Source organism: Hymenobacter chitinivorans DSM 11115 (genome assembly GCF_002797555.1).
GTDB classification, from domain to species: domain Bacteria; phylum Bacteroidota; class Bacteroidia; order Cytophagales; family Hymenobacteraceae; genus Hymenobacter; species Hymenobacter chitinivorans.
The window spans coordinates 651,184-677,627 of the sequence record NZ_PGFA01000003.1 but is presented as its reverse complement, the minus strand read 5'-3'; the positions used below and the strand labels follow the sequence as shown (position 1 = coordinate 677,627).

General features: G+C 61.2%; 21 protein-coding genes and 1 tRNA gene. 11 read left to right on the top strand and 11 right to left on the bottom strand.

Translation table 11 applies throughout. The annotated features are described in order from the left end of the window. Positions 1–39 precede the first annotated feature (39 nt). Positions 40–885, bottom strand: a complete 846-nt coding sequence (locus CLV45_RS19830) for a dihydroorotate dehydrogenase (RefSeq protein ID WP_100338207.1) — start codon at positions 883–885, stop codon at positions 40–42. A gap of 221 nt (positions 886–1,106) precedes the next feature. Beyond that, positions 1,107–1,271, bottom strand: coding sequence for a hypothetical protein (locus CLV45_RS25060; RefSeq protein WP_157807674.1), 165 nt, complete (start codon positions 1,269–1,271; stop codon positions 1,107–1,109). A 793-nt stretch (positions 1,272–2,064) separates the two neighbouring features. Here CLV45_RS25060 and CLV45_RS19825 point away from each other — a divergent pair. Then, positions 2,065–2,556 carry a DUF4468 domain-containing protein gene (locus tag CLV45_RS19825; protein WP_157807673.1) on the top strand — a complete coding sequence of 164 codons (492 nt, stop codon included), beginning with the start codon at positions 2,065–2,067 and terminating at the stop codon, positions 2,554–2,556. A gap of 78 nt (positions 2,557–2,634) precedes the next feature. On the opposite strand, the gene CLV45_RS19820 is transcribed toward CLV45_RS19825, so the two are convergent. The 4 genes from CLV45_RS19820 to CLV45_RS19805 form a co-directional block, all read right to left on the bottom strand. After that, positions 2,635–4,314 (bottom strand): lysophospholipid acyltransferase family protein, encoded by a 1,680-nt coding sequence (locus tag CLV45_RS19820; protein WP_157807672.1) that lies wholly within the window; start codon positions 4,312–4,314, stop codon positions 2,635–2,637. A gap of 364 nt (positions 4,315–4,678) precedes the next feature. Then, on the bottom strand, positions 4,679–5,566 hold the full coding sequence (locus CLV45_RS19815; protein ID WP_100338204.1) for a DNA/RNA non-specific endonuclease: 888 nt from the start codon (positions 5,564–5,566) through the stop codon (positions 4,679–4,681). A 477-nt stretch (positions 5,567–6,043) separates the two neighbouring features. After that, positions 6,044–8,236, bottom strand: a complete 2,193-nt coding sequence (locus CLV45_RS19810) for a T9SS type A sorting domain-containing protein (protein ID WP_157807671.1) — start codon at positions 8,234–8,236, stop codon at positions 6,044–6,046. Between the two features lie 406 nt (positions 8,237–8,642). Further along, entirely contained in the window at positions 8,643–10,574 is a 1,932-nt protein-coding gene (locus CLV45_RS19805) for a T9SS type A sorting domain-containing protein (RefSeq protein ID WP_157807670.1), read from the bottom strand. Positions 10,575–10,905: 331 nt separating this feature from the next. Between CLV45_RS19805 and CLV45_RS19800 the strand changes: the two genes are divergently transcribed. The 4 genes from CLV45_RS19800 to CLV45_RS25510 all read left to right on the top strand — a co-directional run bounded on the left by CLV45_RS19800 (position 10,906) and on the right by CLV45_RS25510 (position 17,205). Beyond that, positions 10,906–12,276, top strand: a complete 1,371-nt coding sequence (locus tag CLV45_RS19800; RefSeq protein ID WP_100338201.1) for a sigma-54-dependent transcriptional regulator — start codon at positions 10,906–10,908, stop codon at positions 12,274–12,276. A gap of 22 nt (positions 12,277–12,298) precedes the next feature. After that, positions 12,299–15,844 carry a PAS domain-containing hybrid sensor histidine kinase/response regulator gene (locus CLV45_RS19795; protein WP_100338200.1) on the top strand — a complete coding sequence of 1,182 codons (3,546 nt, stop codon included), beginning with the start codon at positions 12,299–12,301 and terminating at the stop codon, positions 15,842–15,844. A gap of 39 nt (positions 15,845–15,883) precedes the next feature. Next, positions 15,884–16,951, top strand: coding sequence for a flavin-containing monooxygenase (locus tag CLV45_RS19790; RefSeq protein ID WP_100338199.1), 1,068 nt, complete (start codon positions 15,884–15,886; stop codon positions 16,949–16,951). 128 nt (positions 16,952–17,079) lie between these two features. Next, positions 17,080–17,205, top strand: coding sequence for a hypothetical protein (locus CLV45_RS25510; protein ID WP_262496899.1), 126 nt, complete (start codon positions 17,080–17,082; stop codon positions 17,203–17,205). 140 nt (positions 17,206–17,345) lie between these two features. Here CLV45_RS25510 and CLV45_RS19785 read toward each other — a convergent pair whose 3' ends face one another. Next, on the bottom strand, positions 17,346–17,681 hold the full coding sequence (locus tag CLV45_RS19785) for a T9SS type A sorting domain-containing protein (RefSeq protein WP_245882927.1): 336 nt from the start codon (positions 17,679–17,681) through the stop codon (positions 17,346–17,348). Between the two features lie 211 nt (positions 17,682–17,892). Here CLV45_RS19785 and CLV45_RS19780 point away from each other — a divergent pair, with 211 nt between their 5' ends. The 3 genes from CLV45_RS19780 (at position 17,893) to CLV45_RS19770 (ending at position 20,917) form a co-directional block, all read left to right on the top strand. Continuing rightward, positions 17,893–19,008, top strand: coding sequence for an NAD(P)/FAD-dependent oxidoreductase (locus CLV45_RS19780; protein ID WP_100338197.1), 1,116 nt, complete (start codon positions 17,893–17,895; stop codon positions 19,006–19,008). A 79-nt stretch (positions 19,009–19,087) separates the two neighbouring features. Next, a complete protein-coding gene (locus CLV45_RS19775; RefSeq protein ID WP_100338196.1) occupies positions 19,088–20,200 on the top strand; it encodes a type III polyketide synthase in 1,113 nt (370 codons plus the stop codon). 15 nt (positions 20,201–20,215) lie between these two features. After that, positions 20,216–20,917, top strand: coding sequence for a methyltransferase domain-containing protein (locus tag CLV45_RS19770; RefSeq protein WP_100338195.1), 702 nt, complete (start codon positions 20,216–20,218; stop codon positions 20,915–20,917). An 11-nt stretch (positions 20,918–20,928) separates the two neighbouring features. On the opposite strand, the gene CLV45_RS19765 is transcribed toward CLV45_RS19770, so the two are convergent. The 3 genes from CLV45_RS19765 to CLV45_RS19755 form a co-directional block, all read right to left on the bottom strand. Then, complete coding sequence (locus CLV45_RS19765; protein WP_100338194.1) at positions 20,929–21,834, bottom strand: histone deacetylase family protein; 906 nt, start codon at positions 21,832–21,834, stop codon at positions 20,929–20,931. A gap of 219 nt (positions 21,835–22,053) precedes the next feature. Then, entirely contained in the window at positions 22,054–23,094 is a 1,041-nt protein-coding gene (locus CLV45_RS19760; RefSeq protein WP_100338193.1) for a T9SS type A sorting domain-containing protein, read from the bottom strand. 528 nt (positions 23,095–23,622) lie between these two features. Further along, a tRNA-Val gene (locus tag CLV45_RS19755) sits at positions 23,623–23,697 on the bottom strand. A gap of 202 nt (positions 23,698–23,899) precedes the next feature. On the opposite strand from CLV45_RS19755, the gene CLV45_RS19750 reads away from it, so the two are divergent. The 3 genes from CLV45_RS19750 to CLV45_RS19740 all read left to right on the top strand — a co-directional run bounded on the left by CLV45_RS19750 (position 23,900) and on the right by CLV45_RS19740 (position 25,721). Continuing rightward, positions 23,900–24,613 carry a porin family protein gene (locus tag CLV45_RS19750; RefSeq protein WP_100338192.1) on the top strand — a complete coding sequence of 238 codons (714 nt, stop codon included), beginning with the start codon at positions 23,900–23,902 and terminating at the stop codon, positions 24,611–24,613. A gap of 94 nt (positions 24,614–24,707) precedes the next feature. Then, positions 24,708–25,217 carry a DUF6992 family protein gene (locus tag CLV45_RS19745; RefSeq protein WP_100338191.1) on the top strand — a complete coding sequence of 170 codons (510 nt, stop codon included), beginning with the start codon at positions 24,708–24,710 and terminating at the stop codon, positions 25,215–25,217. Positions 25,218–25,244: 27 nt separating this feature from the next. Next, complete coding sequence (locus CLV45_RS19740) at positions 25,245–25,721, top strand: GNAT family N-acetyltransferase (RefSeq protein WP_100338190.1); 477 nt, start codon at positions 25,245–25,247, stop codon at positions 25,719–25,721. Positions 25,722–25,783: 62 nt separating this feature from the next. Here the strand turns inward: CLV45_RS19740 and CLV45_RS19735 are convergent, their stop codons facing one another. Then, on the bottom strand, positions 25,784–26,368 hold the full coding sequence (locus tag CLV45_RS19735) for a type 1 glutamine amidotransferase domain-containing protein (protein WP_100338189.1): 585 nt from the start codon (positions 26,366–26,368) through the stop codon (positions 25,784–25,786). Positions 26,369–26,444: the final 76 nt, after the last annotated feature.

The following is a 26,444-nucleotide window of genomic DNA, read 5'->3' as shown; positions in this document are numbered from 1 at the left end:
ACCCAGCGGCGGAGACGATTCACGAAGTGAAACTTCAAGTTACTGGCTTACGGCTACTAAATGCCCGCACTCGGCGGCCAGGCGGGCCGACAAACCAGGTTCCAGCCATTCGCCGCTGGCCACTTGCACGGCATTGGCCCCGCAGCGCAGGTAGTCCGACACATGGGCGGCCGTAAACACGCCGCCGGTGCCGAAAATGGGTAGCGTAATACGGGCATCATGGGCCAGCTCCCACACGCAGCGCAGGGCCACGGGCCGTAGCGCCTCGCCCGACAGGCCGCCGGTTACGGGCTCGGCCGTGGCGTCGTCGGACAGGTGCAGGGCCTTCAGGACGTTGGTAGCGGCCAAAGCCGTAGCCCCGCCTTCCTGGGCACCCAGGGCCAGCCCGCGGATATGCTCGGGCCACGGCGGCAGCTTCACCACGATAACCGCAGCTGGGCCCAGCTCGTTGCGCACGGCCTGGGTGGCTTCGCGCACGAATTTGGCGTTGAGCTCAGCGCCTTTCTCGGTGTTGGGCTGGGCTATGTAGACTTCCACGCCGGCAATTTGGGAGCCGACTTCCCGGGCCAGAAACCGCGCAATCTTGCGGAAGCCGGGAATACCGGGGGCCGTGATGCTGACCAGCACCGGCACGCCGTAGCTGAGCAGGTGGGGCAAGTGCTCCTGGACCAGAATTTCGGCGCTTTCGGTGCGCATGTTGGTGGCGTTGAGCAGGGTTTGCTCGTTCACTTGCCAAATGCCTTCCTCGTAGAGCCCGGGCTTGGGCTCCATCGTCACGGTACGGGTAAAAATGGCGCCTAGCCGCTCGTAGCCGGACCCATCCAGCTGCCAGGGAGCAGCTGCCAAGCAGATGGGATTTTGCAGGGTGAGGGTTCCTAGTTGCATGATTTACTTAGTAAAGAAAGATGCCATCCAGAACTGACGAAGGGAATCTAAACCAGGGACGGCAGCCTCTTTTTTCACCAAAAACCCACCGCGCCCTGACTCAGAACTTCCTCCGCCAGCTCGGGACGGCAGGTTAACTATTTCTTGGAGCGGCGTTGCTTGCGCGGCCACCCGAAAAGCAGAGTACCCAGTAGTGGCCGGGCGCTCTGAAAAGAGGTCAATTAGATGACGTTGGCGCGGCTGTCTTTGGGGCCGAGGGCGCCGCGGAACATGGCGGCCCATCCGTTGATAACGGCCATCCGCTTGGGGCCCGTGCTCAGGCTTACGCTGCGGGTGGCGGCAGGAGCGGCGGCTACCATCTGCTGGGCGAGGGTGGTGTCGTTCATGGCTGGTTACCAGTATGGGTTGAGAAGAGCGAGAAAGGTCTTAGGTGCGGGCCTGCCTACCCTACCCTGGCGGGCAAACCGACAGGACATAAAAAAACCGCTTCGGAAACCGGAGCGGTGAACGGGGCAAAAACCAGAAAAACAGAAGAGTCAGCGGGGGAAACGACCTTTCGATCATCTCGCAGAACGTTTCCGTGGAAGGTTCCGCGCTCCATCAAACGTTTGGAATTGAGGTGAAGCACGTCGCAAAAGTACTAATTGTTACCAACCCCGCTCCGTTGGTAACATTAAGTTTATGTTACCAAAATGTTAAGCAGCCCAAACCTAGGATTTGCACAGCCTGCCAGACACTATAGTATATATGCCGCACAAAATAATGATACTCAAGTTTTTACTGCGTAACAAAAATTTGAAGTAGGCATCTAAGCCGAGTTGCTTATCTTTGCTATGTCCCAACAAAATTCAACTTACTGGGTTTGTAAGAGCACCATCTTTCAATAGAAAAGTGCAATTTTAAACCATCTGCATCCTGAAGCCTGAAACAGAGCACCTTCCATAGTAAACAGCTCAGCAACTGTTGCTGCGTTTGTTCCCCACTCTTGGTAGTTCAACAGACTTCAACTCCGCTCCTCTTAATCCAACTCTTCCCGCCTAACTGCTTTTACTTCTGTCATATTTGTACTAACACTTCGGTTTCACTACGGTCATGAAAAAAGTGCTGTTTGGTTTGATGTTCGCCTGTCTGCTTGCAAGTGCTCCGGCAGCTAGGGCGCAGGATGGTTCGGGAGCCTCTGTGAGCTACACGGAGAACGTGCTGGCGGAAGAAGTGGGCAAGGAAGTACTTTACCGCCGCGCCCTGGAATGGACGGAAAGCCACTTTTCATACGGCCCTAAAACGGGCGCCAAGGCGGATCCTGCCGCGGGAATGGTGCGCGTAACGGGCACGGGCAAAGTGAAGCCCGTAGCCACAAACGGCAAAGAGCAGGAACAGACCATCCGCTTTGACTTCGTATTCCGGGCCAGCGACAAAGGCTACGAATACAGCGTGGGCTCGTTCCGCCTGGTGCCCGACCCCGCCAAGCCCGACGAAACGGTGATGCTCAGCGACTACATTGCCAAGCTGGCGGCCGAGAGGAGCAACGGCAAAACTTTTAACGACCGGCGCGTGACGGCCCAGGCCAACAACCTGGCCAGCGAAGCGGCCATGAGCTTCCGGTCCTTTATGAACACAATGCCCGCCGCCGAGGAAAGCACTGTGGGTATCCCCGCCAACGACAAAGACTAGCTGTATAGCTATCCGCATCAAAAAAGCCCCTGGCACGTGCCAGGGGCTTTTTTGATGCGGATGAATCGGGCCGGCGTGCTACCGTTCCAGCAAATCCAGGGTGCGGGCGGGCAGCTCCCGGGCGTCCAGCACAATGAATCCGTCGAGGGTATTGGAGAAGTTAGGGTCCAGGTTGAAGCCCAGCAGACGGGCGTTGCGCTTGAGATAGTGCCGCAGTAGCACCGGAATTCCCGCTCCCCCTACTTCGAAGGTGGCAATGAGCTTGTGCAGGTCTTGTACGCTGTTCAGACCGGTCTGCAGGGTTTCGGGTGCTTCCCCAGCATCGAGGGGGCGGTAGCGGAACTGCTTACGAGGCTTGACCAAGGCGGCCAGGTCGGCGCGCCAGTAGTGCTCGGTCAGGAAATTAACCATGACGGCCCGCGACACGCTCGAAAACCGGTTGCTGATGCTCACCGGGCCAATAAGGTAGCGGTATTCGGGGTGGCGGCTCAGGTATTCGGCAATGCCCTTCCAGAGCAGGGCCAGGGGCTGGGGCTGCTTCTGGTACTCGGCCCGCACGAAGGAGCGCCCCAGCTCCAGCGACTGGGCCAGAAAGGGCTCCAGCTCTTTTTTCAGCCGAAACAATGAATGCAGGTAAAAGCCCCGGCGGCCGTGCTGGCGCAGAATGGCCCGCCCCCGCCCGATGCGGTAAGCCCCAACCAGGCGCTGGGCAACCCGGTCGTAGAGAAACAGGTGGCGGTAATACTCGTCGTAGTGGTCCAGGTCGAGGGGTTGCTGGGTGCCCTCCCCTTCGCGGCGAAACGTCAGCTCGCGCAGGCGGCCCAGCTCCCGCAGCACGTGGGGCAGCTCGGCCTTGCTGGCTAAATACACCTCCCACTTCCCAGACCGCACCAGGCAGCGCGAGGCCCGCAGGGCGTTGATGTCGCGCAATACTAGCTCGGGAGCCGTTTCGGGCGCTACCGGCGGCGCGGTGGGGGCCGCCAGCAGCCCGGGAACCGGAGTGGCCAGGGCAAATACCCGGGCCCGCACGTAAGCCAGGCGCTCGGGAGCCGCCAGACAGGCCAGCTCGGCCGGGGCAATGGCGCGGCCCAGACGCACCCGAATGGTTTGGCCGCGCTTGTTGAGCAGTTCGGCGGGCAGCCGGGCCGTGCGTAGCCAAGGGTGCAGCAAACCCAGCAGGTTGAAAGCCCGGCTGTTGTGCCCGCTCAGCCACACGGGCACCACTGGCACTGGCGCCGAGGTGAGCAGGCGGCCGGCCGTGGGGTGCCACTCGGCTTCCAGCGCCGGCCGAAACGGCTGCAGCTGGCTGGCCACTTCCCCGGCCGGAAACAGCCCAATGGGCACCTCATTGTGCACGTAGTGCAGCAGTCGGCGCACGCCCGGCACGTTCTGGCCCGCCGCGGCCCGCTCCGGATTCACCAGAATCAGGTGGCTGCCGAGCTGGGGCAGCAGGGGCGCCAGCACCTCGTTGGCCACCAGCTTGAAATCGGGCCGCACCTCGGTCAGCACGTAGAGCAGGATCAGGCCGTCAAGCAGGCCGCAGGGGTGGTTGCCGACGGCCACGAAACTACCCGTGGCGGGCAACTGCCCCAGCTCGGCCGCGTCGTAGGCCACCGTAATGCCCAGGCGGCGCAGCAAGGCCCCAATAAACTCACGCCCGCGCAGGTGGGCCGTTTGCTCGTAGAGCTGCTGCAGCTCGCGGGCCCCGCTGAAGTAACTAAGTACTGGCCGCAGCAGCTCCTGGGAGCGGCGACCCAAAAAACCGGGGTAAGGAAAAACGGAGGAAGAGAGAAAATCCATCGGCAGGAGCTGCTAGTGGCCGGAGCCGCCGGGGCTCCACCATTTACAAATTTCACGACCGAGTATTGGGTGTGCGTTACCGTGGTATTATGAATCCGTTACCGACCGGCCCGCGGGAAAAGCTATACGCAAAAAGCCGCGTTGCAGCGCGGCTTTCTGGTACTTCTCACCTTTCACTCCTTTCACAATATTTGCAGAGTACGACAGGCTGGCAACGATAATTCAATAAGGTTTGAGCGGGCTAGAGCAGCTCTAATATAATGAAAATACCCTCACTACCAAGTCGGTAGCAAGGGTATTTTCGGGTACCGTTCTACTGGGCTCAGCTCGTGGGGCCGCTGTCCACGCGGGCCTCGATGGTGCTCTGCACCGTGCTCGACACCGCCGACAGGATGTTGTAGCCCGTGGCGGCCTCAATGGCGTCTACCGTGGTGCGGTAGCTGCCCCAGCTCGAGCTGATGGAGGTCGTATTGGGCGTGTCGATGGCAATAATGCGGGTGCCGGTGGTTACGCGGCTGGCGTCGCTGGAGCCTTCGGGCAACACGACCACGACTTTCCAGCAACGGGCCGGAACCGTGATTTTGCCGCCGGCAATAGTGGTAGCGTAGCCGTTGACGCCGGTACCGCCGCTGCCGTAGCTGCCACAGATAACGTAGAGCTCGTAGCCCTGGCTCACGAGAGTGCGCTCATAATTTTCGAGGCCGGCCCAGGTCTGCTGGTTGTTGTTCGCCGCCTGGGGCATCATGTTGGTCATCAGGAAAGTAGCCGAGTTATCGGCCACCGAGCCGGTGCGGTCGGCCGAGGGGCAATTGTGGCCCCGGTCGAAGCCCGAACCGGTGTAGCTGCTGCTCGTAGCGTGAAACCAGGTCGAGGGCAGTGTGGCATCCGAGGAGAAGTTGTCCTGGCGCGGGGTGCTGCCCAGCCAGGCGCTGCTCAGGTGCCAGCTCACCCAGTTGGGCTTGCCTTTGTCGCGGCTATACGACAGCACGTACTGGGCTTTGGACATCAAATAGTTGTTGGGCGAATTGGTGGCGTCGGTAATGGCTCCGCTGGGGTTACCCATCGTCAGGTGACTGTCGCGCGTGGCATCAAAACTCTGTGAAACAGCCGTGGGAGCACTGGTGGGCGCAACGGTTTCGTCTTTGGAACACGAAACTGCGAGGATGCCGAGCAGGCCACAGCTGAGCAAGCGGTAGAGGGTACGCTTCATTCGAAAGAGGTTTTGTATGGTGAAAAGAGAGGAGGAAAGGAAAGCGCGAGCGGCAGGCAGTAATTCGGCCGCAAAGATGCCGGGGGCCGAATTGAAATATGTTACCGAAATATTACCATTCTACTGGTCTTCGACAAATCCAGTTCTATCAAATTCCTATGCTAAGGCCCACTTAATTGCAAAACTTTTAATAAAATGGCCTTTTGCAGCCTAACAGGCTATTTTAACGTTTCGGCAAGGCAGAGTTTATATCATAATTTTATACATAATTCATCCCGTATATATCCTGTTTAGGTTGCTGCGAGGTTTTGTTCAACAAATCGGACTTTTTCTAGATTGAGCCCAGATTCAGCGGTTTTCTGATTTAGTGTTTTTAGAGGAAGAAGCACTATAAAAAGGCCCCGCTACGGTGAGTAGCGAGGCCCAATACTGATAAAGGCTAATGATTTGGCACGCAGTATAGCTTTGCAGCAAGCGCTACCGCCCCGTGACGACCAGACGCTGACTGGCTTGGCGCTGGCCGGCTGCATCGGTAAGCACCAAATGATAGAGTCCCTGACGAAGCGTGTGGAGCGGTATTTCCAGGGCCGAGCCGGTGGCGGGCCCGCGCCAGATAAGCTCACCTAAGTTGCCATACACCTGCAGGCTGGCACCGTCCGTGGGCAGCCCGACCAGCTGCACGTTGATGCGCTGGGTTTCCGCCGCCGGGTTAGGATACACCTGCAAAGCCGTAGTCTGCTCACTTTTCCAGGTAATTACCACCACGGGCGAGAAATGCTCGGTCCCATCCTGGTCGACTTGCCGCAGGCGGTAATACAGCGGGCCGCGGTCCTGCCGGGCGGCGGTTTCGTCGCGGAACTGGTAGCTGGCCCCGCGGGTGGTGGTGCCCGCCCCCCGCACCTGACCTATGGTGGTGAAGCCCGACTCGACGCCCAGGGAGCGTTCCACCAGGAAGTAGGCGTTTTTTTGCTCCGAAGCCGTTTGCCAGGTAAGCTCCACGGCCGTTTCTACGCTCCGCCCCTGGAAGACGCGCAGCTCCACTGGCAGCGGGTTAGCCGGCGGGCCAACTTCGGCGGGAAAAGCGGGGTTGGGGTCATCGGCAAAGGCGTAGTAGATCTGGGCGGCGGAAAACAGGCCCACCCCCCCGGTTATTTCCACTTCCACCCACTCGAAGTCCTGGGTGGTGAGGAAGCCCAGCTCGTGGCGGTTGTCGCCCACCAGGCCCAGGTCGAGCAGGGTGCTGGCCGAGGAGCTTTCCAGCAGGCGGCTGCCGTTGGTGCCGCCGTAGGTATTGATGCGGATGTTTTGCAGCAGCGTAGTGTTGAGCAGCGCGTCGTTGGTGCGCAGGGCAATACCGGCGCGGTTACCGGCTTTGCCCGCCCCGTTCAGGCGCAGCTTCAGCTTATAAGTACCCAGGGCAGCCACCGGGAACCGCACCTCCGCGTAGTCCGACTCGGTGAAAGTGTTGTCGGCCGCTTTTTGGGGATTGGTCGAGCTGCAGCCCAGGCACAGCAGGCCCGAGGCCGACTCCTGGTACTCGGTGCCGCGCTGGGGCGTCTTGAAGTCGGACAGCACCGGCGTATCGTCCTGAAAAGCCCGGGGCTCGATGCCAAAGCCGTAGTAGACCTGCAGCGTGTTGAGGGCACTGGCCAGGGCCGACTGCTTGATTTCGACCCGGTCGAAGGGCTGGCCCGACTTGAAGCTGACCTGGTAGCGGTTATCGGGTAGCAGGGTGAGTTGCAGCAGCTCGGCCCCGGCGCGGGTTTCCTGGGCCACCCCGTTGAGGTAAGTCGTAATCTGCACCGAGTTTAGGGCATTCACATCGAGTACGCCCCCGTTGCCAACCACAAAGCCGGCCTGGTAGCCCGCCGGGGCCGGTCCTTCCAGCTTGACTTGCAGGCTTGCTGAGCAGTTGCCCACCCCGGCCACGGTCGTGAGCGTGGCAAAGTTGTTCAGGCCCGCATCCACGGCGTTGGTGGGGTTAGCCACGCCCGTGCCCACGCAGGCCGCTACCGCGCCGCCTCCGGTCGTGACCTTGTAGTCGGCGGCGCTGGGCTCGGGGCTGCGGGACAGGTAACCCAGGGCCGTGGTAAACTGCGTGTTGGTGGGCACGCCGTAGGCGTAAAGCACCCGCACGGTATTAACGCCGTTGAGAATCCCGCCCACCACAATTTCCAGCTGGTCGAAGGGCTTGGCGGCCACAAACTCCAGGCGGGTGCGGCTATCCGACAAGGCAGTGCTGCTGACCAGCGCATCGTTGGCCAGCAGTTGCTGCTGCTGGCTACCCCCGAGGTAAGTGCGCAGCGTGATGGTGGCCAGGGCACCGGCATTGAGCACATTGCCGCTGCTGATGACCACGCCGGCCCGGTAAGTGGCCGGGGCCGTCCCCGAGAGCTGCAACGCCAGCGCAACTCCGCCGCCCAGCACGCCGAGCGTGTTCTGAATGGTGGCGTAGTTTTCCAGGTCGGTATCGGCGGCTCGCTCGGGGTTGGCCACCAGGCAGCCCAGGCACAGCCCGGAGCCCGTGGCGCTGGTCCGGTAGTTGGCCGGGCTGGCCGGAGTGGCGAAGGAGGAGTAATAGGCTGACTCGGTTTGGGCAACGGTGTGACGGCCCGGTAGCAACCCCACTAAGCACAAGCTTAGGATTCGGAAGTAGTAAAGGCTTTTCATAGGACGCAGGGAGTAAGCAGCCGTAGAGTAGACTGGTGCCACCTCTTCTTACAAGCCTGTTGCCAAGCACCCTATTTCAGATTAAAGCATTATCTATCAGATGCTTACATAAAGCAATAAAAGCCAATGTTTTCCCACTTTGGGAACTACCCGTCCTGCTTTGAGAGCCAAGTCTCGTCGAATACATTCAGGGCACGTGGCAAACCATTGATTATTTGGCACCTATGCCATTTGTAGTGGAGCAATTCGCAGCTTTGGCCAAGCTGTTCTCCCATTTTGACACACTTCCCCGGCTGGCTTCAGCCACGGAAGCTACGCCGGGCTTTCAACCGGGCCCAGGCACCAAAAAAAGGTGCTGTTACAAGCCGTAACAGCACCTTTTTATTGATCCAAGAAACCTGGGGGTTTACCGGGCTCCTACCACCAGCGTCTGGCTGGCCAGGTGCTGGCCGCGGGTATCAACCAGCACCACCCGGTAGAGGCCACTGCCGAGCCCGGTTACGGGCAGCTCCACGGTCCGCTCGGGCGCAGCAACGCTGCGCACCATCTGGCCCAGCATATTGTAGAGCTGCAGCGTAGAGCCGGCGGCCGGCAGTTGGGCCAGGCCTACCTGCACGCGCTGGGCGCCGGCGGCGGGATTGGGGAATACTTCCAAGGGCGCGGAAACAGCCGAAATGTCGCTCGACCGACCCGTGCGGGCTTCCGAAGGCGGTAGGGCTGGCCCAACGATGGCCGGGAAAGCGGGATTGGGGTCTTCGGCAAAGGCGTAGTAAATCCGAGCATCCGAGAACAGGCCCAGGCCACCGGTCAGCTCTACTTCCACCCAATCGAAGGCACGCTTGGTCAGGAAGGCTACTTCGTGGCGGTTGTCGTTGATCAGGCCCAGATCCAGCAGGCCAGTGCCCGAAGCCGATTCCACCAGCTGGTCGCCGTTGCTGCCGGCGTACGTGGTGAGGCGAATATTCTGCAGCACCGAGGCGTTGAGAATACCGTCGTTGGTGCGCAGTACTACTCCGGCGCGGTTGCCGGCGCCGCCGGCCCCATTCAAGCGCAGCTTCAGCCGGTAGGTCACCAGCGCCGACAAAGGAAAGCGGACACTGGCGTAGTCGCCGGCAGCCAGCACGTTGTCGGCCGCTTTTTGGGGATTGGTCGAGCCGCAGCCCAGGCACAGCAGGCCCGAGGCCGACTCCTGGTACTCGGTGCCGCGCTGGGGCGCCTCGAAGTTAGATAGCACCGGCGTCACGTCGTGGAAGAAGCGGGGCTCAATGCCAAAGCCGTAGTAAACGTGCAGCGTATTGAGAACACTGACCAGGGCTTTTTGCTGAAGCTCCACCCGGTTGAAGGCCTTCGTCGAGCGGAAGCTTACCTGGTAACGCTGGTCGGGCAAAGCCGTGAGCTGCAGCAGCTCGGCCCCGCGGCGGCTTTCCTGCCGCACCCCATCCAGGTAAGTAGTCAGCTGGAGTTCGTTGAGCACGTTCAGGTCCACCACGCTGGTGTTGCCCACCGTGAAGCCCGCCTGGTAGCCGGCCGGGGCCGTGCCCTCCAGCTTTACTTGCAGGGCCACCGAGCAGGCATTCACCCCGGCTTCGGTGGTCATGGTGGCGTAGTTGGTCAGATCTTTATCCACGGCATTGCCGGGGTTGGCCACGCCCGTGCCCACGCACAGGGCCAGCGGACTGCCGCCGCTGGTCGTCACGGCGTAGTCGCCGGCGGCGGGTACTGCGCTGCGCGAGAGGTAACCGATACCGCGCTGGGCCTGCAGGGCCCCGGGTACGCCATAGGCATACAGCACCCGCACCGTGTTGACGCCGTTGAGCAGGCCGCCCACCACGATTTCCACCTGATTGAAGGCCTTGGTGGCACCGAATTCCACGCCGTAGCGGTTGTCGGCCAGCAGAGTACTGCTAATTAGCGCGTCGCTGCCGCTGAGCTCCTGCTGCAGGACGCCCCCCAGGTAAGTACGCAGGGTAAGCGTAGCCAAGGTACTCACGTTCAGTACGCTGCCCGTGCTGATAACTACGCCGGCCCGGTAGCCCAGCGGGGCAATACCAGTCAGGTTCATCTTCAGCGACACGCCCCCGCCCACGGCGCCGAGCGTATTCTGAATGGTGGCGTAGTTGTCCAGGTTGTCGTCGACGGCGCGCTCGGGGTTGGTCACTAGGCAGCCCAGGCACAGCCCGGTACCGGTGCCGCTCACGGAGTAAGTGTTGGCGGCAACCGGAGCCTCAAAACCGGAGTAAAACCCCGGTCGGGTTTGCGCTAACGTGGTGTAGCTCGCCAGCAGGGTAGTGAGGCAAGCGCCTAGTAGGCGCTTGGAAAAGCGTAGAGAGTGTTGCATATGAGGAGGAGTCAGCTGCCTGACCATTAAGGCAGCAGCGTTGAGTTAACAAGTGTTTTGCCACCTATTAGTCCAATTATTTAACAATCTGTAAACCAACCGATTATTTACATATATAAAATTTAATATTTTCCCAATCGTAGATTGCACTTCCCATTTTGAGAAATATTGGCAAACCCCATTTTTAGGCCTATACTCGCGTTTTCAAGTGGGCAGAACTCCCCTTACGGTTCTACCCACTCTAAAAAAATTGCATATTTCCGAGCTTTTAGACTTTTCTCGTTTTGATAATTCGGAAGTATGCATTCTGTTCCAGCCGCCCCCTGATCTTATGCCCGCTTCTACAGTAGTTACTATTTTCATTGTCGAGGATAATGCCTGGTACGGTGAGGTACTGGAGTACCGCTTGGCCCAAAACCCTGATTACCAGATTCGGCGCTACACCACCGTGCAGGCCTGCCTCGATAATCTGGGCGACAAGCCCGACCTCATTACCCTGGATTACTCCCTGCCCGACGGGCGCGGTGACCAGGCCCTGCGCCAGATCAAGGAGCGTCTACCGGAAGTAGCCGTTATCGTTATTTCGGGGCAGGAAGACGTGCGCACGGCTATTGCCCTGCTGCACCAGGGCGCCTACGACTACCTGGTAAAGGACGAAGAAACCCTGGACCGGCTCTGGAATTCGGTTGGCAACCTGCAAAAGCAACTGCTGCTGCGTCGGGAAAACGCACGGCTGCGCGAGCAAATCGGGCAGAAATACGACCCGCAGCGGGCCATTCTGGGCGAGAGTGAGCAGATCAAGCAGCTGTTTGCCCTGATTGACAAGGCGGGCCGGGCTAACATCTCGGTGTCGTTGAGCGGGGAAACTGGCACGGGCAAAGAGCTGGTAGCCAAGGCCATTCACTTTCGCTCGGAGCGGCGCACCGGGCCGTTCGTGGCCGTCAACGTGGCCGCTATTCCGGGCGAGCTGCTAGAGAGTGAGCTGTTTGGGCACGAGAAGGGCGCTTTCACCGGGGCCATCAGCCGCCGCATCGGCCGGTTTGAGGAAGCCAACAAAGGAACGCTGTTTCTGGACGAAATTTCGGAGCTCGACCTGAGCCTGCAGGCCAAGCTGCTGCGGGTGCTGCAGGAGCGGGAAGTGGTGCGCGTGGGCGGCAACCAGCGCATTGCCTTCGACGCCCGCCTGATGGTGGCCACCCACCGCGACCTGAACCTGGAAGTAAAGGAAGGGCGTTTTCGCGAAGACCTCTACTACCGCCTGCTCGGGCTGCCCATCGTGCTGCCGCCCCTGCGCGAGCGGGGCCACGACATTCTGCTGCTGGCCAACTCTTTCCTGAACGATTTTTGCCGGCAGAACAGCATGGCCGCCTGCTCCTTGTCGGCCGAGGCCCAGCACCTGCTGCTGCAGTACCACTTCCCCGGCAACGTGCGCGAGCTGAAAGCCGTGGTGGAGCTGGCCGCCGTGCTGGCCGAAAGCGACACCATTCGGCCCCAGGATTTGTCGCTTCGCGGGGAGCGGCCCAACCACCCGCCGCTGATCGTGCCCGGTGAGGATGAGTCGTTGCGCGGGCAGACGGCGGCCATTGTGCAGCGCTATTTGCAGACCTACAACGGCAATATTCAGGAAGTAGCCGCCCGACTGCAAATCGGGAAGTCCACTATTTATCGTATGCTTCAGAAAAAGGAGATTCATCTTCCCTAATCTGACTTATAGCTACGGCGATATGACTTCAATGGCTTACCGACAGCTGCGGCGACGCCTGCAGCAGGCGCAGCGCCTGCAGGCTACCGCCCAGCTCGAGTTGCAGGAGCTCCGGGCTCTGGTAGATCAGCAGCGGGCGGCGGCGGCCAAGCAGACGGCCGCCCTGCTGCAAACCATTCATACCGGGCTGCTGATCGAAAACCAGCAGGGCATCGTGACGCTAAATCACCGGCTGGGGGAAATGCTCCAGCTTCCGGGGGAGGCAGCGGCCTACGTTGGGCAGCCCGGCGACGTTCTTTTTACCAAAAGCCAGCGGGGCTTTACCAACCCGGCCTGGGTGAAAGCCCAGATGGACGCCGCCAAAGACGCCCAGACCCAAGTGAAAGGAATGCTGCAGGAGCTCGTCAACGGCACGGTTCTGCAGGTCGATTACCTGCCCGTGGTACAGAACGGCGAAACCGTGTTGCACCTGTGGAGCTACGAAGACGTGACCCGGCAGCAGCAAACCCTACAGCACGTGCAGGAGCTTTCGCGACTGGCCGAGCAGTGCCCCAACCCAATTATCTGCTTTACCTACGACGGGCAGGCACGCTACGCCAACTCCGCCGCCCAGCAGGTGCTGCTGCTGCTGCAGGACCCGGCCGAGGTGGCCTGCCAGGGCTTTTTGCGCACGGAAATCAGCGCGGCCCTGGCGGCCCGGCAGCCGCGGGTGTACGAATACAGCCTCGGGCCGGCCCGCTACGTGTGGACCATCGCGCCCCTGCCCCAGGACGAAGGCGTAAACGTGTACCTGACTGATATCACGGCCCGTTACCAGGCCGAGCGGGAACTGGAACACAGCCAGCTGTTTGCCCGCCGCATCACCGACACGATTCCGCACCTGGTATTTTTGCTGGACCTCGACGAGAACCGGCTGCTGTACTGCAATAGCCAAAGCCTGCCGCTGCTGGGCTACACCGACGTGGAAATGGTGGCTCTGGGCCCCCGCCTGATGCCCAGCATTCTGCGCCCCCAGGATTTCCGCAGCGTGCAGCAGCGCCACCCTGAACTGGCCCAAACTGCGCCCGGTCAAACCCTGGAATCGGAGTACCAGGTGCGGCACAAGGATGGCAGCTGGCGTTGGATGAAAATCAAGAGCGCCCCGTTTCTGCGCCACCCCGACGGGCGGGTGAGCCAGATGGTGGCCAGCGCCGAAGACGTAACGACCCGGCGCTGCATGGAAGCCAAGCTGCGCCAAAGCCAGCTGTTTGTGGAGCGCCTGGCCAGCACCGCACCCAACCTGATTTACATTATCGACATTCAGGAGGGCCGCAACGTGTACTGCAACCAGTACATCGAAACGCTGCTGGGTTACTCCGAGGCCGATTTGCAGTCGATGGGACCCAACATGCTGGCCCAGCTGACGGCTCCCGACCAGCTGCTGCTGCTCCAGGACCACATCGACCAGCTCAGCCGCTGCGCCGACGGCGAAATACGGTCCTTGGAGGTGTTTATGTACCACCACGACGGCAGCCTGCGCTGGCTGCGGCTCAACAACACCCCGTTTGAGCGCAACGCCGCCGGCGAAGTGCGGCAGGTGGTGGGCACGGCCGAGAACATTACCCACTGGAAACTGGCCGAGGAGCAACGCCGGGCCGCCAACCGCACCCTGGCCGAGCAGAACGACCTGTTTCGCCAGGTAATCGACACGACGCCCCACTTGGTGTACCTCAAGGACGGGAACGGCAATTATCTGCTGGCCAACCAAGCTACGGCCGACCTTTACGGCCTGACCGTGGAGCAAGTCGTGGAAACCAACGTCAGCAACCTGCCCATTTCGCCCGCCGACACGGCCCGCTACCTGCGCGCCGACCGCCAGGTTATTACCGCCCAGCGGGAGCTGGTGATGGAAGAAACCTTTACCCGCCCCAACGGCGAGGTAGTGTGGTTCAACAGCATCAAGCGGCCTTTCTTGCTGGCCGATGGCACGACCCAGGTCTTGGGCGTGGACAGCAACATCACGGCCCTGAAGGAAACCCAGCAGGCGCTGCGCCAGGCCAAGGAGGCCGCCGAGGAAAACGCCCGGGTCAAGCAGGATTTCCTGGCCAACATGAGCCACGAGATTCGCACGCCCATGACCGGGATTCTGGGCCTGGCCGGGCTGCTGCAGAAAACGCCGCTCGACGAGCGCCAAAGCCAGTACCTGGACCACATCCGGCACTCGGCCGAGCAGCTGCTGGTCATCATCAACGACATTCTGGCCATGGCCCAGCTGGGCGCCGGCAAGGTACGGCTCGAAACCACCACTTTCGATTTGCGGGAAGTGCTGGTAGCCAGCCGCCAGCTGCTGCTGCCCAAAGCGGCCGAGAAAGGCATTGCCCTGGAGCTGGAGCTGCCCCCGGCCGATATTTCCACGCTGGTTACCGGCGACCCGTACCGCCTGCGCCAAGTGCTGCTCAACCTGCTCAGCAACGCGGTTAAGTTTACGGACCGGGGCCAGGTGCTGCTTACCTGCCGCCGCCTGAGCGCCCCGCACGAGCCGCTGGTGTTTCAGTTTGCCGTCCTCGATACCGGCATTGGCATCCCGGCTCACCAGCTAGAGCAGGTGTTCGACTCTTTCACGCAGGCCACGGCCAGCACGGCCCGCGAATACGGCGGCTCGGGCCTGGGCCTGAGTATTTCGCGGGGTCTGGTCGAGCTCATGGGCGGCAGCATCACCGTAGATAGTCGCCTGCACGAGGGCAGCACCTTCCGCGTGACCCTGCCTTTCGAGCGGGCCGAGGCCGCGCTGCCCGCCCCCGTCCCACCCGCGGCCCCCATCAGCTACCATAGCCTGGGGCCGCGGCGGATTCTGCTGGCCGAAGACAATGCCGTGACGCAATTTCTGGTGAATGCCCAGCTCAGCAGCTGGGGCTGCCAGGTCGATATTGCCAGCAACGGGCGCGAGGCCCTGCAGCTGTTTCAGCGCGCCGGCTACGATGCCGTGCTGATGGATATTCAGATGCCGGGGCTCGACGGAATTGCCACGGCCCGCCTGCTGCGCGAGTACCCCGACCCCGCCCGGGCCGCCACGCCCATCATTGCCCTGACGGCCCACGCCCTGCGCGGCGAGGCCGAACGGTATCAGGCGGCCGGCTTCAACGGTTACCTGTCCAAGCCCTTCCGGGAAGAGGAACTGTTTGAGGTTCTGGCCCGGCTCCTGCCGCCCGAGCCTACCAGCGCGGGGCTGCAGGTGGAGGAAGAAGCCCCGGAATACAGTCTGGTGGGAATTCGGCGCCTGGCCCACGGCAACGAAGAGTTTGTGGGCCGCTTGGTTCGGCTCTTCGTAGAAACCACGCCGCCGATTATTCAGGAGTTGGAACAGGCCCTGGAAGAGCAAAATTGGTTAGCCCTGAGTGCCACGGCCCACCATTTGAAAAGCTCCTTTGCCGGTCTGCACATGCACAATTTGCTGAACGTAGTGCGGCGCTTGGAAACCGTGACCCAGCACCCGGGCGACGAACTGCCGAGTATAACCAGCCTCGTCCAGCACGTGCGGAATAGCACCGAGCAGGTCATTGCCCAGCTGCAGCGGGAGCTTCCCGAGTAAGGCCGCGTACCTTTGCCCCGCTAGCCCCTTCCCCTGCCTATGCCCGACTCTTCCGTACGTATTGATACCGTCGTTATTGGGGCGGGGCAGGCGGGCCTGGCCGCGGCTTATTACTTGCAGCAACTCCAGCAGCCGTTTGTGGTGCTCGATGAACGGCCTGCCGTGGGGCACGTGTGGGCCTCGCGTTTCGAAAGTCTGCGCCTGTTTTCGCCGGCCTGGGCCAGCGGCCTGCCCGGCCTGCCCTGGCCCGGCAACGCCCGGCGCTACCCCACCAAAGACGAAGCCGCCGCCTATCTGCAGCACTACGCCGAACACTTCCACCTGCCCGTGCGCCTGGGCCAGCGCGTAACCCGCGTGGCCCCGGCCGGCACCGGCACGGGCTACTTGGTAAGCACCGCCGCGGGCCCGCACTACCAGGCCCGCAACGTCATTGTGTGCACCGGGCCCTACAACGCTCCCCGCCTACCCCAGTTTGCCCACCAGCTGCAGTCTACCGTTACCCAACTGCACAGCAGCGCCTACCGCCAGCCGGCCCAGCTGCCGGGCGCCGGGCCGGTAGCGGTGGTCGGCAGCGGCAACTCGGCCTTGCAGATTGGGGCCGACCTGGCCACGACGGGCCGCCCGGTGTACGCAGCCTATAATGAGCGCACGCCGGCCCTGCCCAACCACACCGGCATGTGGCTTTTTCTGCAGTCGACGGGGCTGATGCGGGTGCCGCGGCACTCCTGGCTGGGCCGCCGCATGCTGGCTCGCCCCGAGCCGGTCGTCAGCGCCGACTTGGCGCGGCTGCGCAGCTTCGCAAACGTGCACTTTATCGGGTCGGCCGGGGGCGTGGTGGCCGATGGCCGGGGCCTGCAAGGCACTTCGGGAGCTACGCCGCCCTTGCAGGCGGTAGTGTGGGCCACCGGCTACGGCCCGGCCTTCAACTGGATTCAGGTGCCCGTGTTCGACGCGGCCGGGGAGCCCCGCCACCACCGCGGCCTGACCGAGGCGCCGGGACTGGCATTTCTGGGGCTCCCCTGGCTGCACACCCGCAGTTCAGCCCTCATGGGTGGGGCCGGCCCCGACGCCCGCTACGTGGTGGAGGCCCTGCTGAAAAGGACATAATTATGTCGAAACCGAACCATAGTTTTTGGGGTTAGATCAAATAGTAACCACTTGCCGGTCATCAGCAAAATACTAGTTGTTCGGTACCGTTAGAGGTTGTAATTTGTCTTGTCTCTAATACTTTTCTTATGTCTTTGCTCCTTCTCAGCGGACTAGCCGTGGCCGCCGCCCTGCTGGTCTTCAATCCCTTTGACGACAACGACCGGAAAAAGCGCCTGCAGCCCGTTCGGGTTCCGGTGCGCAACCGCCGCTAATTCCCTTTTTTCAAAGCAGAAAGGCCTCCTACAGGGAGGCCTTTCTGCTGTTGGGGCACGGCAAAAACCGGCTGGAGTGCCCATAAAAAAAGCAGCCCCGGGGCTGCTTTTCAGAAGGTATAAAGCAAGTGGGCAGCGGGTTAGCGGATAACCAGCTTGCGCATTTCACTGGCATTTTCGCCTTCCAGCTTCACGTAGTAGAGGCCGCTGGCAAACTTGCTCAAGTCCAACGTTTTGGGGCCGCTGAGCTCGGTGATGGATTCGCGGTAGATAACCGTACCAATAACATTTAGGATTCGCAGCTCCAGGCGGCGGCCCTCAAAGCCATTGATGGCAATATGGACAATACCGCTGCTGGGGTTGGGATACACCAGAAAAGATTTTTCGTCAGCGGGCCGCGTGGGCGCCGACGTGCGAACAGCCGGTTGAGCCGAAGCTGAAGGCAGCGTGCTGCGGACAAAACCGAAGCCGAGCACGAGTAACAAACAAAAAAAGCGTAAGCGTTGCATCATAGCATGCTGTAGGGTGGGACAAGCGGCAGTCGTATATTGACTAGATTAACGGCCGGCGCTCAATTAGGTTTGCAAAGATAATACGGAATATGCATTAGAGTTACGAAATATAACTACGCGTTGATAAAAGATTTGTTTGCCCCCTCTTTTTCACCCTGTTACTACCCAAATTAAGTTGGACGTTCTCATTATTGGCGGCGGATTGGGCGGGCTCACCGCCGCCCTGGATTTGCGGCAGCGCGGCTATGCGGTGACCCTGGTGGAGCGAAAGCACTACCCCTTTCACAAGGTCTGCGGCGAGTACGTGTCCAACGAGGTGCTGCCCTACCTGCGCCGCCTCGGCGCCGACCCCGCCCCGCTGGGTCCGGCCGCCATTACCCGCTTTGTACTCAGTTCCCCGGCCGGCCGCATGCTCACGAGTCCGCTCGACTTGGGCGGCTTCGGCATCAGCCGCTACCAGCTCGACTATTTCCTGTTTCAGCTGGCTCAAGACCGGGGCGTGGTGTTTCACCAGCCGGCCACCGTAACCGAAGTGGCGTTTGATGAAGCTGCCAACGAGCACCGCGTGACCCTGGCCGACGGCCGGCAGCTCTCGGCCCGGGTGGTGCTGGGGGCTTACGGCAAGCGCGCCAACCTGGACCGGCAGCTGCAGCGGAGCTTTTTTCAGCAACGCTCCCCCTACCTGGGCGTGAAATATCACCTGCGCCTCGACTTCCCCCGCGACACTATTGCCCTGCACAACTTCGCCGACGGCTACGCGGGCCTCTCAGCCATTGAGGACGATAAATATTGCTTCTGCTACCTCACCACCCGCCAGAACCTGAAAGCCCACAGCACCATTGGGGCCATGCAGGAGCAGGTGCTGGCCCGCAACCCCCACCTGGGCCGGGTGCTGCGCGAGGCGGAGTTTCTCTATGAGCAACCCGAGGTTATCAATGAAATATCCTTCGCGCCCAAAAACTGCGTGGAAGACCACGTGCTCATGTGCGGCGACGCGGCCGGCCTGATTACACCCCTGTGTGGCAACGGCATGGCCATGGCCATCCACGGGGCGGAGCGGGCCAGCTTCCACCTCGACCAGTTTCTGCAGGGTCGCTGTTCGCGCCCGGCGCTGGAGGCCGCCTACCGCCGCGACTGGCAACAGCACTTCGGGCCCCGGCTGTGGGTGGGGCGGGCCGTGCAGCGGCTGTTTGGGCGGCCGGTGCTGAGCGAAGCCGTGGTGGGGGGCATGCGGCACTGGCCCGGCGGCGTGCGGGCCCTGATGCGGCGCACCCACGGCTCGGCGTTCTAAACGCCAAAACTGCCTGCTCATTCGTTTGTTGCACTCCGGAGCCGAGCCGAACCGACGGCAATTCCGTATACTGCCTTCAATGACGAGCTACTTGTGTGCCATTGGCACTGCTACCCCGCCCCACCGGATACCTCAGCCACAAATTGCCACCTTTATGGCCGAGGGCTTACAGCTGGACGCTGCCGATACGCGCAAGCTGCGCGCCCTGTACCGCGTCACCGGCATTGCCCAGCGCCACTCGGTACTGGCCGACTATGGCCGGGCCAACGGCGACTTCGACTTTTTCCCGAACACGCCCGACCTGGAGCCCTTTCCAACGGTGGGTCAGCGCATGGCCGCTTACCGGCAATACGCCCTGCCCCTGTCGGTGGAAGCGGTGCACAACTGCCTTAAGCAGCAGCCCGACGTAACTCCGGCCGACATTACCCACCTGATTACGGTCAGCTGCACGGGTATGTACGCGCCGGGGCTGGATATTGAGCTGGTGGAAAAGCTGGGCCTACGCTCCAACGTGCGCCGTACCTGCGTCAACTTCATGGGCTGCTACGCGGCTTTCAACGCCCTGAAGCTGGCCCAGGCGTTTTGCCTGGCCGACCCCAACGCGAAGGTGCTACTGGTGTGTACTGAGCTGTGCACCATTCACTTCCAGAAGAACAAGGAGGAAGACCACCTGGTGAGCAACGCCCTGTTCGGCGACGGTTCGGCGGCGGCCCTGGTGCAGGCCCAGCCGGCCCGCCACGGCTACAGCCTGAGCCTGGAAGCTTTTCACTGCGAGCTGGAACCCGACGGCCGCGCCGACATGGCCTGGCACATCAACGACTTCGGGTTCGAAATGACGCTCTCGTCGTACGTGCCAAAAATGATTCAGAAAGGCATCCGGCAGCTCACCGAGGGCCTGTTGCGCAAGCTGCCGGTCAAGCTTAGGGACATTCATGCCTTTGCCATCCACCCTGGGGGCCGCAAGATTCTCGAAACCATCGAGCAGGAGCTCGGCCTGAGTGCCCACGACAACCGTTTTGCCTATCAGGTGCTGCGCGACTACGGCAATATGTCGTCGGCCACGGTGCTGTTTGTGCTGCATGAGCTGCTGCAGTCCCTGACGCCAACCGAGGCCGGGGCCCCGGTGCTGAGCTTTGCCTTCGGGCCGGGCCTGACGCTGGAAGCCATGCTGCTGCAGGTTCATCTGGCCTAAGCCCACCCCACGCCCATGCCCGACCTGAGCACCCGCGCCACCGAGGAAGAGCTGATGGACGACCTGACGCTGGCGTCCGACGCGCTGCGGCAGAACCTGGACGAGCTCGAAACCATCAATACCTGGCTGGGTGGCTACCGCGTGGTGCTGAGCGGCCTGCAGCGCCTGCGCCCCCGCTTTCCGGCGGGCCGCGCCCTGCACCTGGCCGACCTGGGCAGCGGCGGCGGCGACACCCTGCGCCACATTGCCGGCTGGGCCCGGCGCCGGCGCGTGTCCGTCGAGCTGGTCGGCATCGATGCCAACGCCTTTATGATAGACTACGCGGCCAGCAAGGCGGCGGCGTTTCCCGAAATCAGCTTTCAGCAGCAGGACATCTTCTCGGCTGGGTTTCGGCAGCAGCAGTTCGACATAATTACCTGCAGCCTGTTTTGCCACCACTTTTCCAGCGAAGCCCTGGCTGTTTTATTGCGGCAGCTCCGGGCCCAGGCCCGCGTGGGCGTTATCATCAACGACTTGCACCGCCACCCCCTGGCCTACTACAGCATTAAGTGGCTCACCCGCCTGTTTGGGGGTTCCCACCTGGTGCAGAACGACGCGCCGCTGTCGGTGGCCCGGGCCTTTACGCGCCGGGAGTGGCAGCAGATTCTGGCCGAAGCCGGCATCGAGCGGTATTCTTTGCGCTGGTGCTGGGCCTTCCGCTGGCAGGTTATTTTCTAAACAGCCGCGCCTTACGTGTACAGCTCCGCCGCCACCCGGAAGGTATTGGCGTGGGCTTCCACGATGTCGGCAATACGTACCGAGTAGCCACCCCCCATGCAGACCACCACCGGCAATTGATTCTGCTGGCACAGGCGCAGCACCAGCTCGTCGCGCCGGCGGCAGCCTTCCCGGCTCAGGCCCAGGTGACCCAGCTTGTCGGTAGCCAGCACGTCGACGCCGGCCAGGTAGAACACGAAATCGGGCTGCACCTCGTCGAGCAGGCGGGGGAGGGTGTCGGCCAGCAGCCCGAGGTACGTGGCGTCGTCGGTGCCGTCGGCCAGGGGCAGGTCCAGGTTGCTCTGCTCCTTGCGCAGCGGGTAGTTGCGGGCCCCGTGCATGCTGAAGGTAAACACCCGCGGCTCGTGCTGAAAGATGGCCGCCGTACCGTTGCCCTGGTGCACATCAAGGTCTACAATCAGGATTTTGCGGATGCCGGGCTCGTGGGCCAGCAGGTAATTGGCCGCTGCGGCCTGGTCGTTGAGCAAGCAGAAACCTTCGCCCCGGTCGGCAAAAGCGTGGTGGGTGCCGCCGGCAATATTAAGGGCAATACCCTGGGGCAAGGCCCGCCGCGCGCACTCCAGCGTGCCGCCCAGAATGGTGACTTCCCGCTCGATGAGCTGCCCCGACCACGGAAATCCAGTGGCCCGCTCCTCCTGCCGCGTCAGCTCCCCGGCTACCAGCCGCCGGTAGTATTCCGCATCGTGGGTGCGCAGGATTTCAACTTCGGGCGGGGGCTGCGGGGTGAAAAAGCTGGCTTCCGTAACGACACCTTCCCGCAGCAGCTGCTCGGGCAGCAGCTCGTACTTGAGCATCGGAAACCGGTGATTTTCGGGCAACGGGTGGGCGTAGAGCGGGGCCCAGGCAATGGAAAGCATAGAACAGAACAAGGTCCGAAACAAGAATAACTGCCTTGCCGGGCAGTTATCCTGAATCTTTAACGTGAATTAGCCAGCTCGAAGCTAGCTGCGGGCCAAAGGCAGGGCTAGTCGGCAGCGGAAGAAGCGGCGAAAAGGCCCGGCTAACTAGCGTTTTGCACTATCTAGCCGGGCCTTTTACTCGCTACGGCCGCAGCGGCTTCCAGCTGGCAGCACGCGTTAGTACTTCACCACCCGCACCCGCTCAATTCCTTCCGCGGAGCTCACACTGAGGGTGTAGATGCCGGCTGCTAGTCGGGTCATGGGCACGGTTACGGCCAGGCTGCGGGCCGGGGCAATTCCGGTCCATACCTGCCGGCCCTGCATGTCGGTCAGGGTCAGACTGCTGGCACTGCGGGGCTGGGCAAACTCGAGCTGCACATCCTGGGCCGTGGGCACGGGGCCCACCCGTAGCCCCGCGCCAGCCGTGGCCACGGCCGTCGTAGCCGTGATGGTGGCGTCATTGATCAGGAACGGAAAGTCGACCGTTACATCCGGAGCCGCATCGGGGTTGCCCGCGTCGATGGTGGGAGTCCAAGTGCCGCTGGTTGGCACATACTGCAGGGCATTGGCCCCCACCGTTTGCCGGGCCCCGACCGTAGTAACCGGCACATAGAAGTGCGACAAACTACCCGCCGTTGCCGAAGTCCATTCGACCCAATACGTGCCGGCGGGCAGTACCGGCGCCGGCGACAAAGTGGCCCGCACCTTCCAGATCAGACGGGAGGTTGTCGGGGCACTTGCTGTGGGGTAAAGCGAGTTAAAAATGCGGTAGGAATTCGTGCTGACGGCCCCTGCGTAGCGGTTAGTGGTTAGGTCGCCGTACACCACGGTAGAGCCCGTCACGGCCGGTGAGCCGCGCCAGATGCGGACGTAGAGCTCCGTAAACGGCGACGTGGTGCCGGTGTAGCCACTCTGGTAGGCGAAGAAGGCCAGGTTGTTGATCGTCCAGCTTACCCCGCTGGGCACGACGAAGTTATCGGCCAGCGTGTAATTGCTCGACTTGGTAGCGGTGTAGCCCGCATTGGTGTTGGATATGGTGGTTACGCCCGTATTGTTTTGGACTTCACTCCAGGTGAAGCCCGCCGGGGCTACCACGCCGCTTATGGAGGTAGTACCGGTCGTAAAACTACCGTTGGTATAGAGCTGCTGCGCCTGGGCAGCGGGCGCCAGCAGGTATCCGGCAAGCAGAAGGAGGGAACTGGTAAAGAATGTTTTCATGAGTGATGATTGGTGAAAGTGTAAGAAGGATCAAAGCAACTGGAATCAAATAACCCAGCCCACAAATTTGATTTTCAAACACTTACCGTACAATCACATATATATGTGATAATAAATATATATCATATCATCTATAACACGAGCACAGGAAGCGCAAATCCATGAGCAAGGCTTCTGCATGGCCAGCCCCGCGGCCACGACAGGCAGGGGGACAATCCAACCGGCGAAACCTGCTTCGGAAGGAATGGGCCCAGAACACGGCACTTCCGTCCGTTCTCACTGCGTAAAGCTGATTTAGTTGGGCGTTGTAGCATCAACCACGAGCTCAACTGCTCCACTTGTCCTTGCTGAACTTGTGAAAAGCCGTGGGCCGCAGCCTACTTTCTTCTGGCAAGCCAATCAGCGTGTGGGTTTTTAAGTTATCCGAAGCTTGTCGGTAAGACTCTTGCATCAGTTTGTCGCACTTACCACGGAAGGCCCGAAAACAGCAATACCCGCCGGATAAGGGCGGGTATTGAAGGCGTGATGTGGGACATACTGGGCTCGAACCAGTGACCCCTACCTTGTCGAGGTAGTGCTCTGAACCAACTGAGCTAATATCCCATCAAACACTCTGGCGGCGGCCGGAAAGCGCCAAAGATACGGCCTTCATTCATTCATCCTACACTTGAGGGCAAGATTTTTTTAGCAGAAAAGAGCTTCGGCGCAACCTTGCTTTCGGCGGGCAAGTATAGCGGCTTACAAATGCTATTCGGCCGTTTTTCCCGGCCTCGCCTTGCAACTACACTTGACCTCCACCTTTCCAATGAAAAAACTTACCCTCCTGCTCGCCCTCTCCCTGGCCAGCCTCTCATCTTTTGCGCAGGTTGTCAAAATCGGGGAACGTTCATCGACCGACTACGACGCTGGCACTTCCGACTCCCGCAATACCGGCTTCGGTATCAAAGGCGGTTTTAACCTCTCCGACGTATACGGTGACGACAAGAAGAACTTCACCAACGGCTCTAATTACAAGTCCTTCCACGCCGGCGTATATGGCCAGTACGGCTTCAACAACCGCCTCTCCATTCAGCCGGAGCTGCTCTACAGCCGCCAGGGCTTCGAGGGCAACTCGGTGAAAACGACCGGAACGGGCACCGCCGCTACTACCACGACCGTGAATGAGCGCCGCCTCGACTACCTGAACCTGCCCGTCCTGCTGGTGTTCAACATCCTCGACAACGTGAGCATTCACGCCGGCCCCCAAGTGTCGCTGCTGACCAAGGTAACGGAGGACGGCAACGAGCGTAAGATTGCCGACGAAGGCGGCACCTACGGCTACAGCTACACTAGCTTCGACTACGGCCTGGCCGTGGGCGCCGAAGCCCGGGTAGGTCCGGCCCGCGTGGGGGCCCGCTACAACGCTGGCTTTAACGAAATCATCAAGGACCAGAACCTGGCCACGACGGGCAACAAAGCCCTGAGCGACATCAAAAACAGCAACTTCCAGGTTTACGTGGGCATTGGCTTCACCCAATAGCCTGACCCGTTTCGATACCGAAAAAGGAAGCCTCCCCGGGCTTCCTTTTTTTATGCGCTAGTTTGGCCTGCTCACTTACCGGATATCCTTACTAATGGCTGCTGACCTTGCCGCTACCTTACCCGCCCTCAACCACGGCCGCGAACTGCTGGCCGAGCACGGCATGGCCGTGCTCGGCACCTGGGCCCTGCTCAACCTGCTGGTGAGTGGCTACCTGGTGGCCCGCACCGACGGCCGCTTTGAAACCCACTATTTCCACCAGATGAACGTGGGTTGGAACTTCGTCAACGCCGTGCTGGCCGTGGTAGGCATCGTGCGGGCCAACCCCAACCACGTAGCCGGCCTGACGCTGGCGGCCAGCCTGGAGGCCCAGTTCAACTTCGAGAAGATTCTGCTGCTCAATGCCGGCCTCGACGTGGCCTATCTGGCCATAGGCAGCTGGCTGCGGGCCCGGGGCCAGACCGCCGAGGCCCAGCGGCCCGAGCGGCTGCTGGGCTTCGGCCGCTCCCTGTGGCTGCAGGGCGGCTTTCTGCTCTTGTTCGACGCGGGCTTTTACCTGGTCTACCACCACTACGCCGCCGAATTATTGGCTCTGGTGCACTGATAAGCCGGCTTGCCCCATCTTTGCGCCATGCCAACTACTGCACCTACCTTCGAAATCATTGAGTACGCGCCCGAGTACCACGACGATTTCCGGCGCCTCAACCATGAATGGATTACGCGCTACTTCGAGCTGGAGCCCGCCGACCATCTTACCCTGGGCGACCCGCAGACCCACCTACTGGACCCGGGCGGCTTTATTCTGCTGGCCCGCGCTGAGGGCAAGATCGTAGGCTCCGGCGCCCTGCTGCACAACCCCGCCGACCACAGCTGGAAGCTGGCCAAAATGGCCGTCACCAGCCAGATGCAGGGTCGCGGCATTGGCTTTGGGCTGTGCCAGGCCATTCTGGACCGCGCCCGGACGATGGGCGTCAAGCGGGTGGAGCTGGTTTCGAACCACATTCTGCTGCCCGCCCTGCACGTATACCGCAAGCTGGGCTTCCGGGAAATTCCGCTGGGCACGGTGATGTACAAGCGCGGCACCATCCGGATGGCCGTGGATCTGTAGCCCCTCTTCCACCGCACAAAAAAAGGCCCCGCTCATTGCTGAACGGGGCCTTTTTATAAAAATCAACCGCTCGGGTTACGAACGGGGGCGTGCTGGCCTTCCAGGATTTCCTCCACAATCTTCTTGTTGAAGGCGGGCAGGTCGCCGGGGTTGCGGCTGGTGATAAGGCCCTTGTCAACCACCACTTCACTGTCCTGCCAGAGGGCGCCGGCGTTTTTGAGGTCGGTTTGCAGGCTGGGCCAGCTGGTCATTTTCTTCCCGTGTACCAGGCCGGTTTCAATCAGCGTCCAGGGGCCGTGACAGATGGCGGCTACTACTTTGCCGGAGCGCATAAACTCGGCGGCGAAGTCCACCACTTTCTTTTCGGTGCGCAGCACGTCGGGGTTCATCTGGCCGCCGGGCAGCACCAGCGCGTCGTAGTCGGCCACGCTCACCTCGTCGATAGTTTTGTCGACGTCGACTTTATTGCCCCAGTCTTTCTCGTCCCAGCCCTTGATGGAGCCGCTTTTCAGGGAAATAACGTGGGTTTCGGCGCCTTCGCCTTCGAGGTATTTCTTGGGTTCTTCCAGCTCCGACTGCTCGAAGCCGTCGGTGGCTACAATGGCTATTTTCTTGCCTTTTAGTTTATCACTGCCAAAGATGCTCATGGGAATAGATGTTAGGGTTGGGTAGTAGGTTAGGAAACGAAAAAGCCGGTCTGCGCTAGGCAGAACCGGCTTGGGT

What these genes read in the sequence shown, in the direction of transcription:
- CLV45_RS19830 (WP_100338207.1), bottom strand. Translation starts at nt 885, where the DNA reads ATGCAACTAGGAACCCTCACCCTGCAAAATCCCATCTGCTTGGCAGCT.
- CLV45_RS25060 (WP_157807674.1), bottom strand. Translation starts at nt 1,271, where the DNA reads ATGAACGACACCACCCTCGCCCAGCAGATGGTAGCCGCCGCTCCTGCC.
- CLV45_RS19815 (WP_100338204.1), bottom strand. Translation starts at nt 5,566, where the DNA reads ATGAAGCGTACCCTCTACCGCTTGCTCAGCTGTGGCCTGCTCGGCATC.
- CLV45_RS19810 (WP_157807671.1), bottom strand. Translation starts at nt 8,236, where the DNA reads ATGAAAAGCCTTTACTACTTCCGAATCCTAAGCTTGTGCTTAGTGGGG.
- CLV45_RS19805 (WP_157807670.1), bottom strand. Translation starts at nt 10,574, where the DNA reads ATGCAACACTCTCTACGCTTTTCCAAGCGCCTACTAGGCGCTTGCCTC.
- CLV45_RS19800 (WP_100338201.1), top strand. Translation starts at nt 10,906, where the DNA reads ATGCCCGCTTCTACAGTAGTTACTATTTTCATTGTCGAGGATAATGCC.
- CLV45_RS19795 (WP_100338200.1), top strand. Translation starts at nt 12,299, where the DNA reads ATGACTTCAATGGCTTACCGACAGCTGCGGCGACGCCTGCAGCAGGCG.
- CLV45_RS19790 (WP_100338199.1), top strand. Translation starts at nt 15,884, where the DNA reads ATGCCCGACTCTTCCGTACGTATTGATACCGTCGTTATTGGGGCGGGG.
- CLV45_RS25510 (WP_262496899.1), top strand. Translation starts at nt 17,080, where the DNA reads ATGTCTTTGCTCCTTCTCAGCGGACTAGCCGTGGCCGCCGCCCTGCTG.
- CLV45_RS19775 (WP_100338196.1), top strand. Translation starts at nt 19,088, where the DNA reads ATGACGAGCTACTTGTGTGCCATTGGCACTGCTACCCCGCCCCACCGG.
- CLV45_RS19770 (WP_100338195.1), top strand. Translation starts at nt 20,216, where the DNA reads ATGCCCGACCTGAGCACCCGCGCCACCGAGGAAGAGCTGATGGACGAC.
- CLV45_RS19765 (WP_100338194.1), bottom strand. Translation starts at nt 21,834, where the DNA reads ATGCTTTCCATTGCCTGGGCCCCGCTCTACGCCCACCCGTTGCCCGAA.
- CLV45_RS19760 (WP_100338193.1), bottom strand. Translation starts at nt 23,094, where the DNA reads ATGAAAACATTCTTTACCAGTTCCCTCCTTCTGCTTGCCGGATACCTG.
- CLV45_RS19750 (WP_100338192.1), top strand. Translation starts at nt 23,900, where the DNA reads ATGAAAAAACTTACCCTCCTGCTCGCCCTCTCCCTGGCCAGCCTCTCA.
- CLV45_RS19745 (WP_100338191.1), top strand. Translation starts at nt 24,708, where the DNA reads ATGGCTGCTGACCTTGCCGCTACCTTACCCGCCCTCAACCACGGCCGC.
- CLV45_RS19740 (WP_100338190.1), top strand. Translation starts at nt 25,245, where the DNA reads ATGCCAACTACTGCACCTACCTTCGAAATCATTGAGTACGCGCCCGAG.
- CLV45_RS19735 (WP_100338189.1), bottom strand. Translation starts at nt 26,368, where the DNA reads ATGAGCATCTTTGGCAGTGATAAACTAAAAGGCAAGAAAATAGCCATT.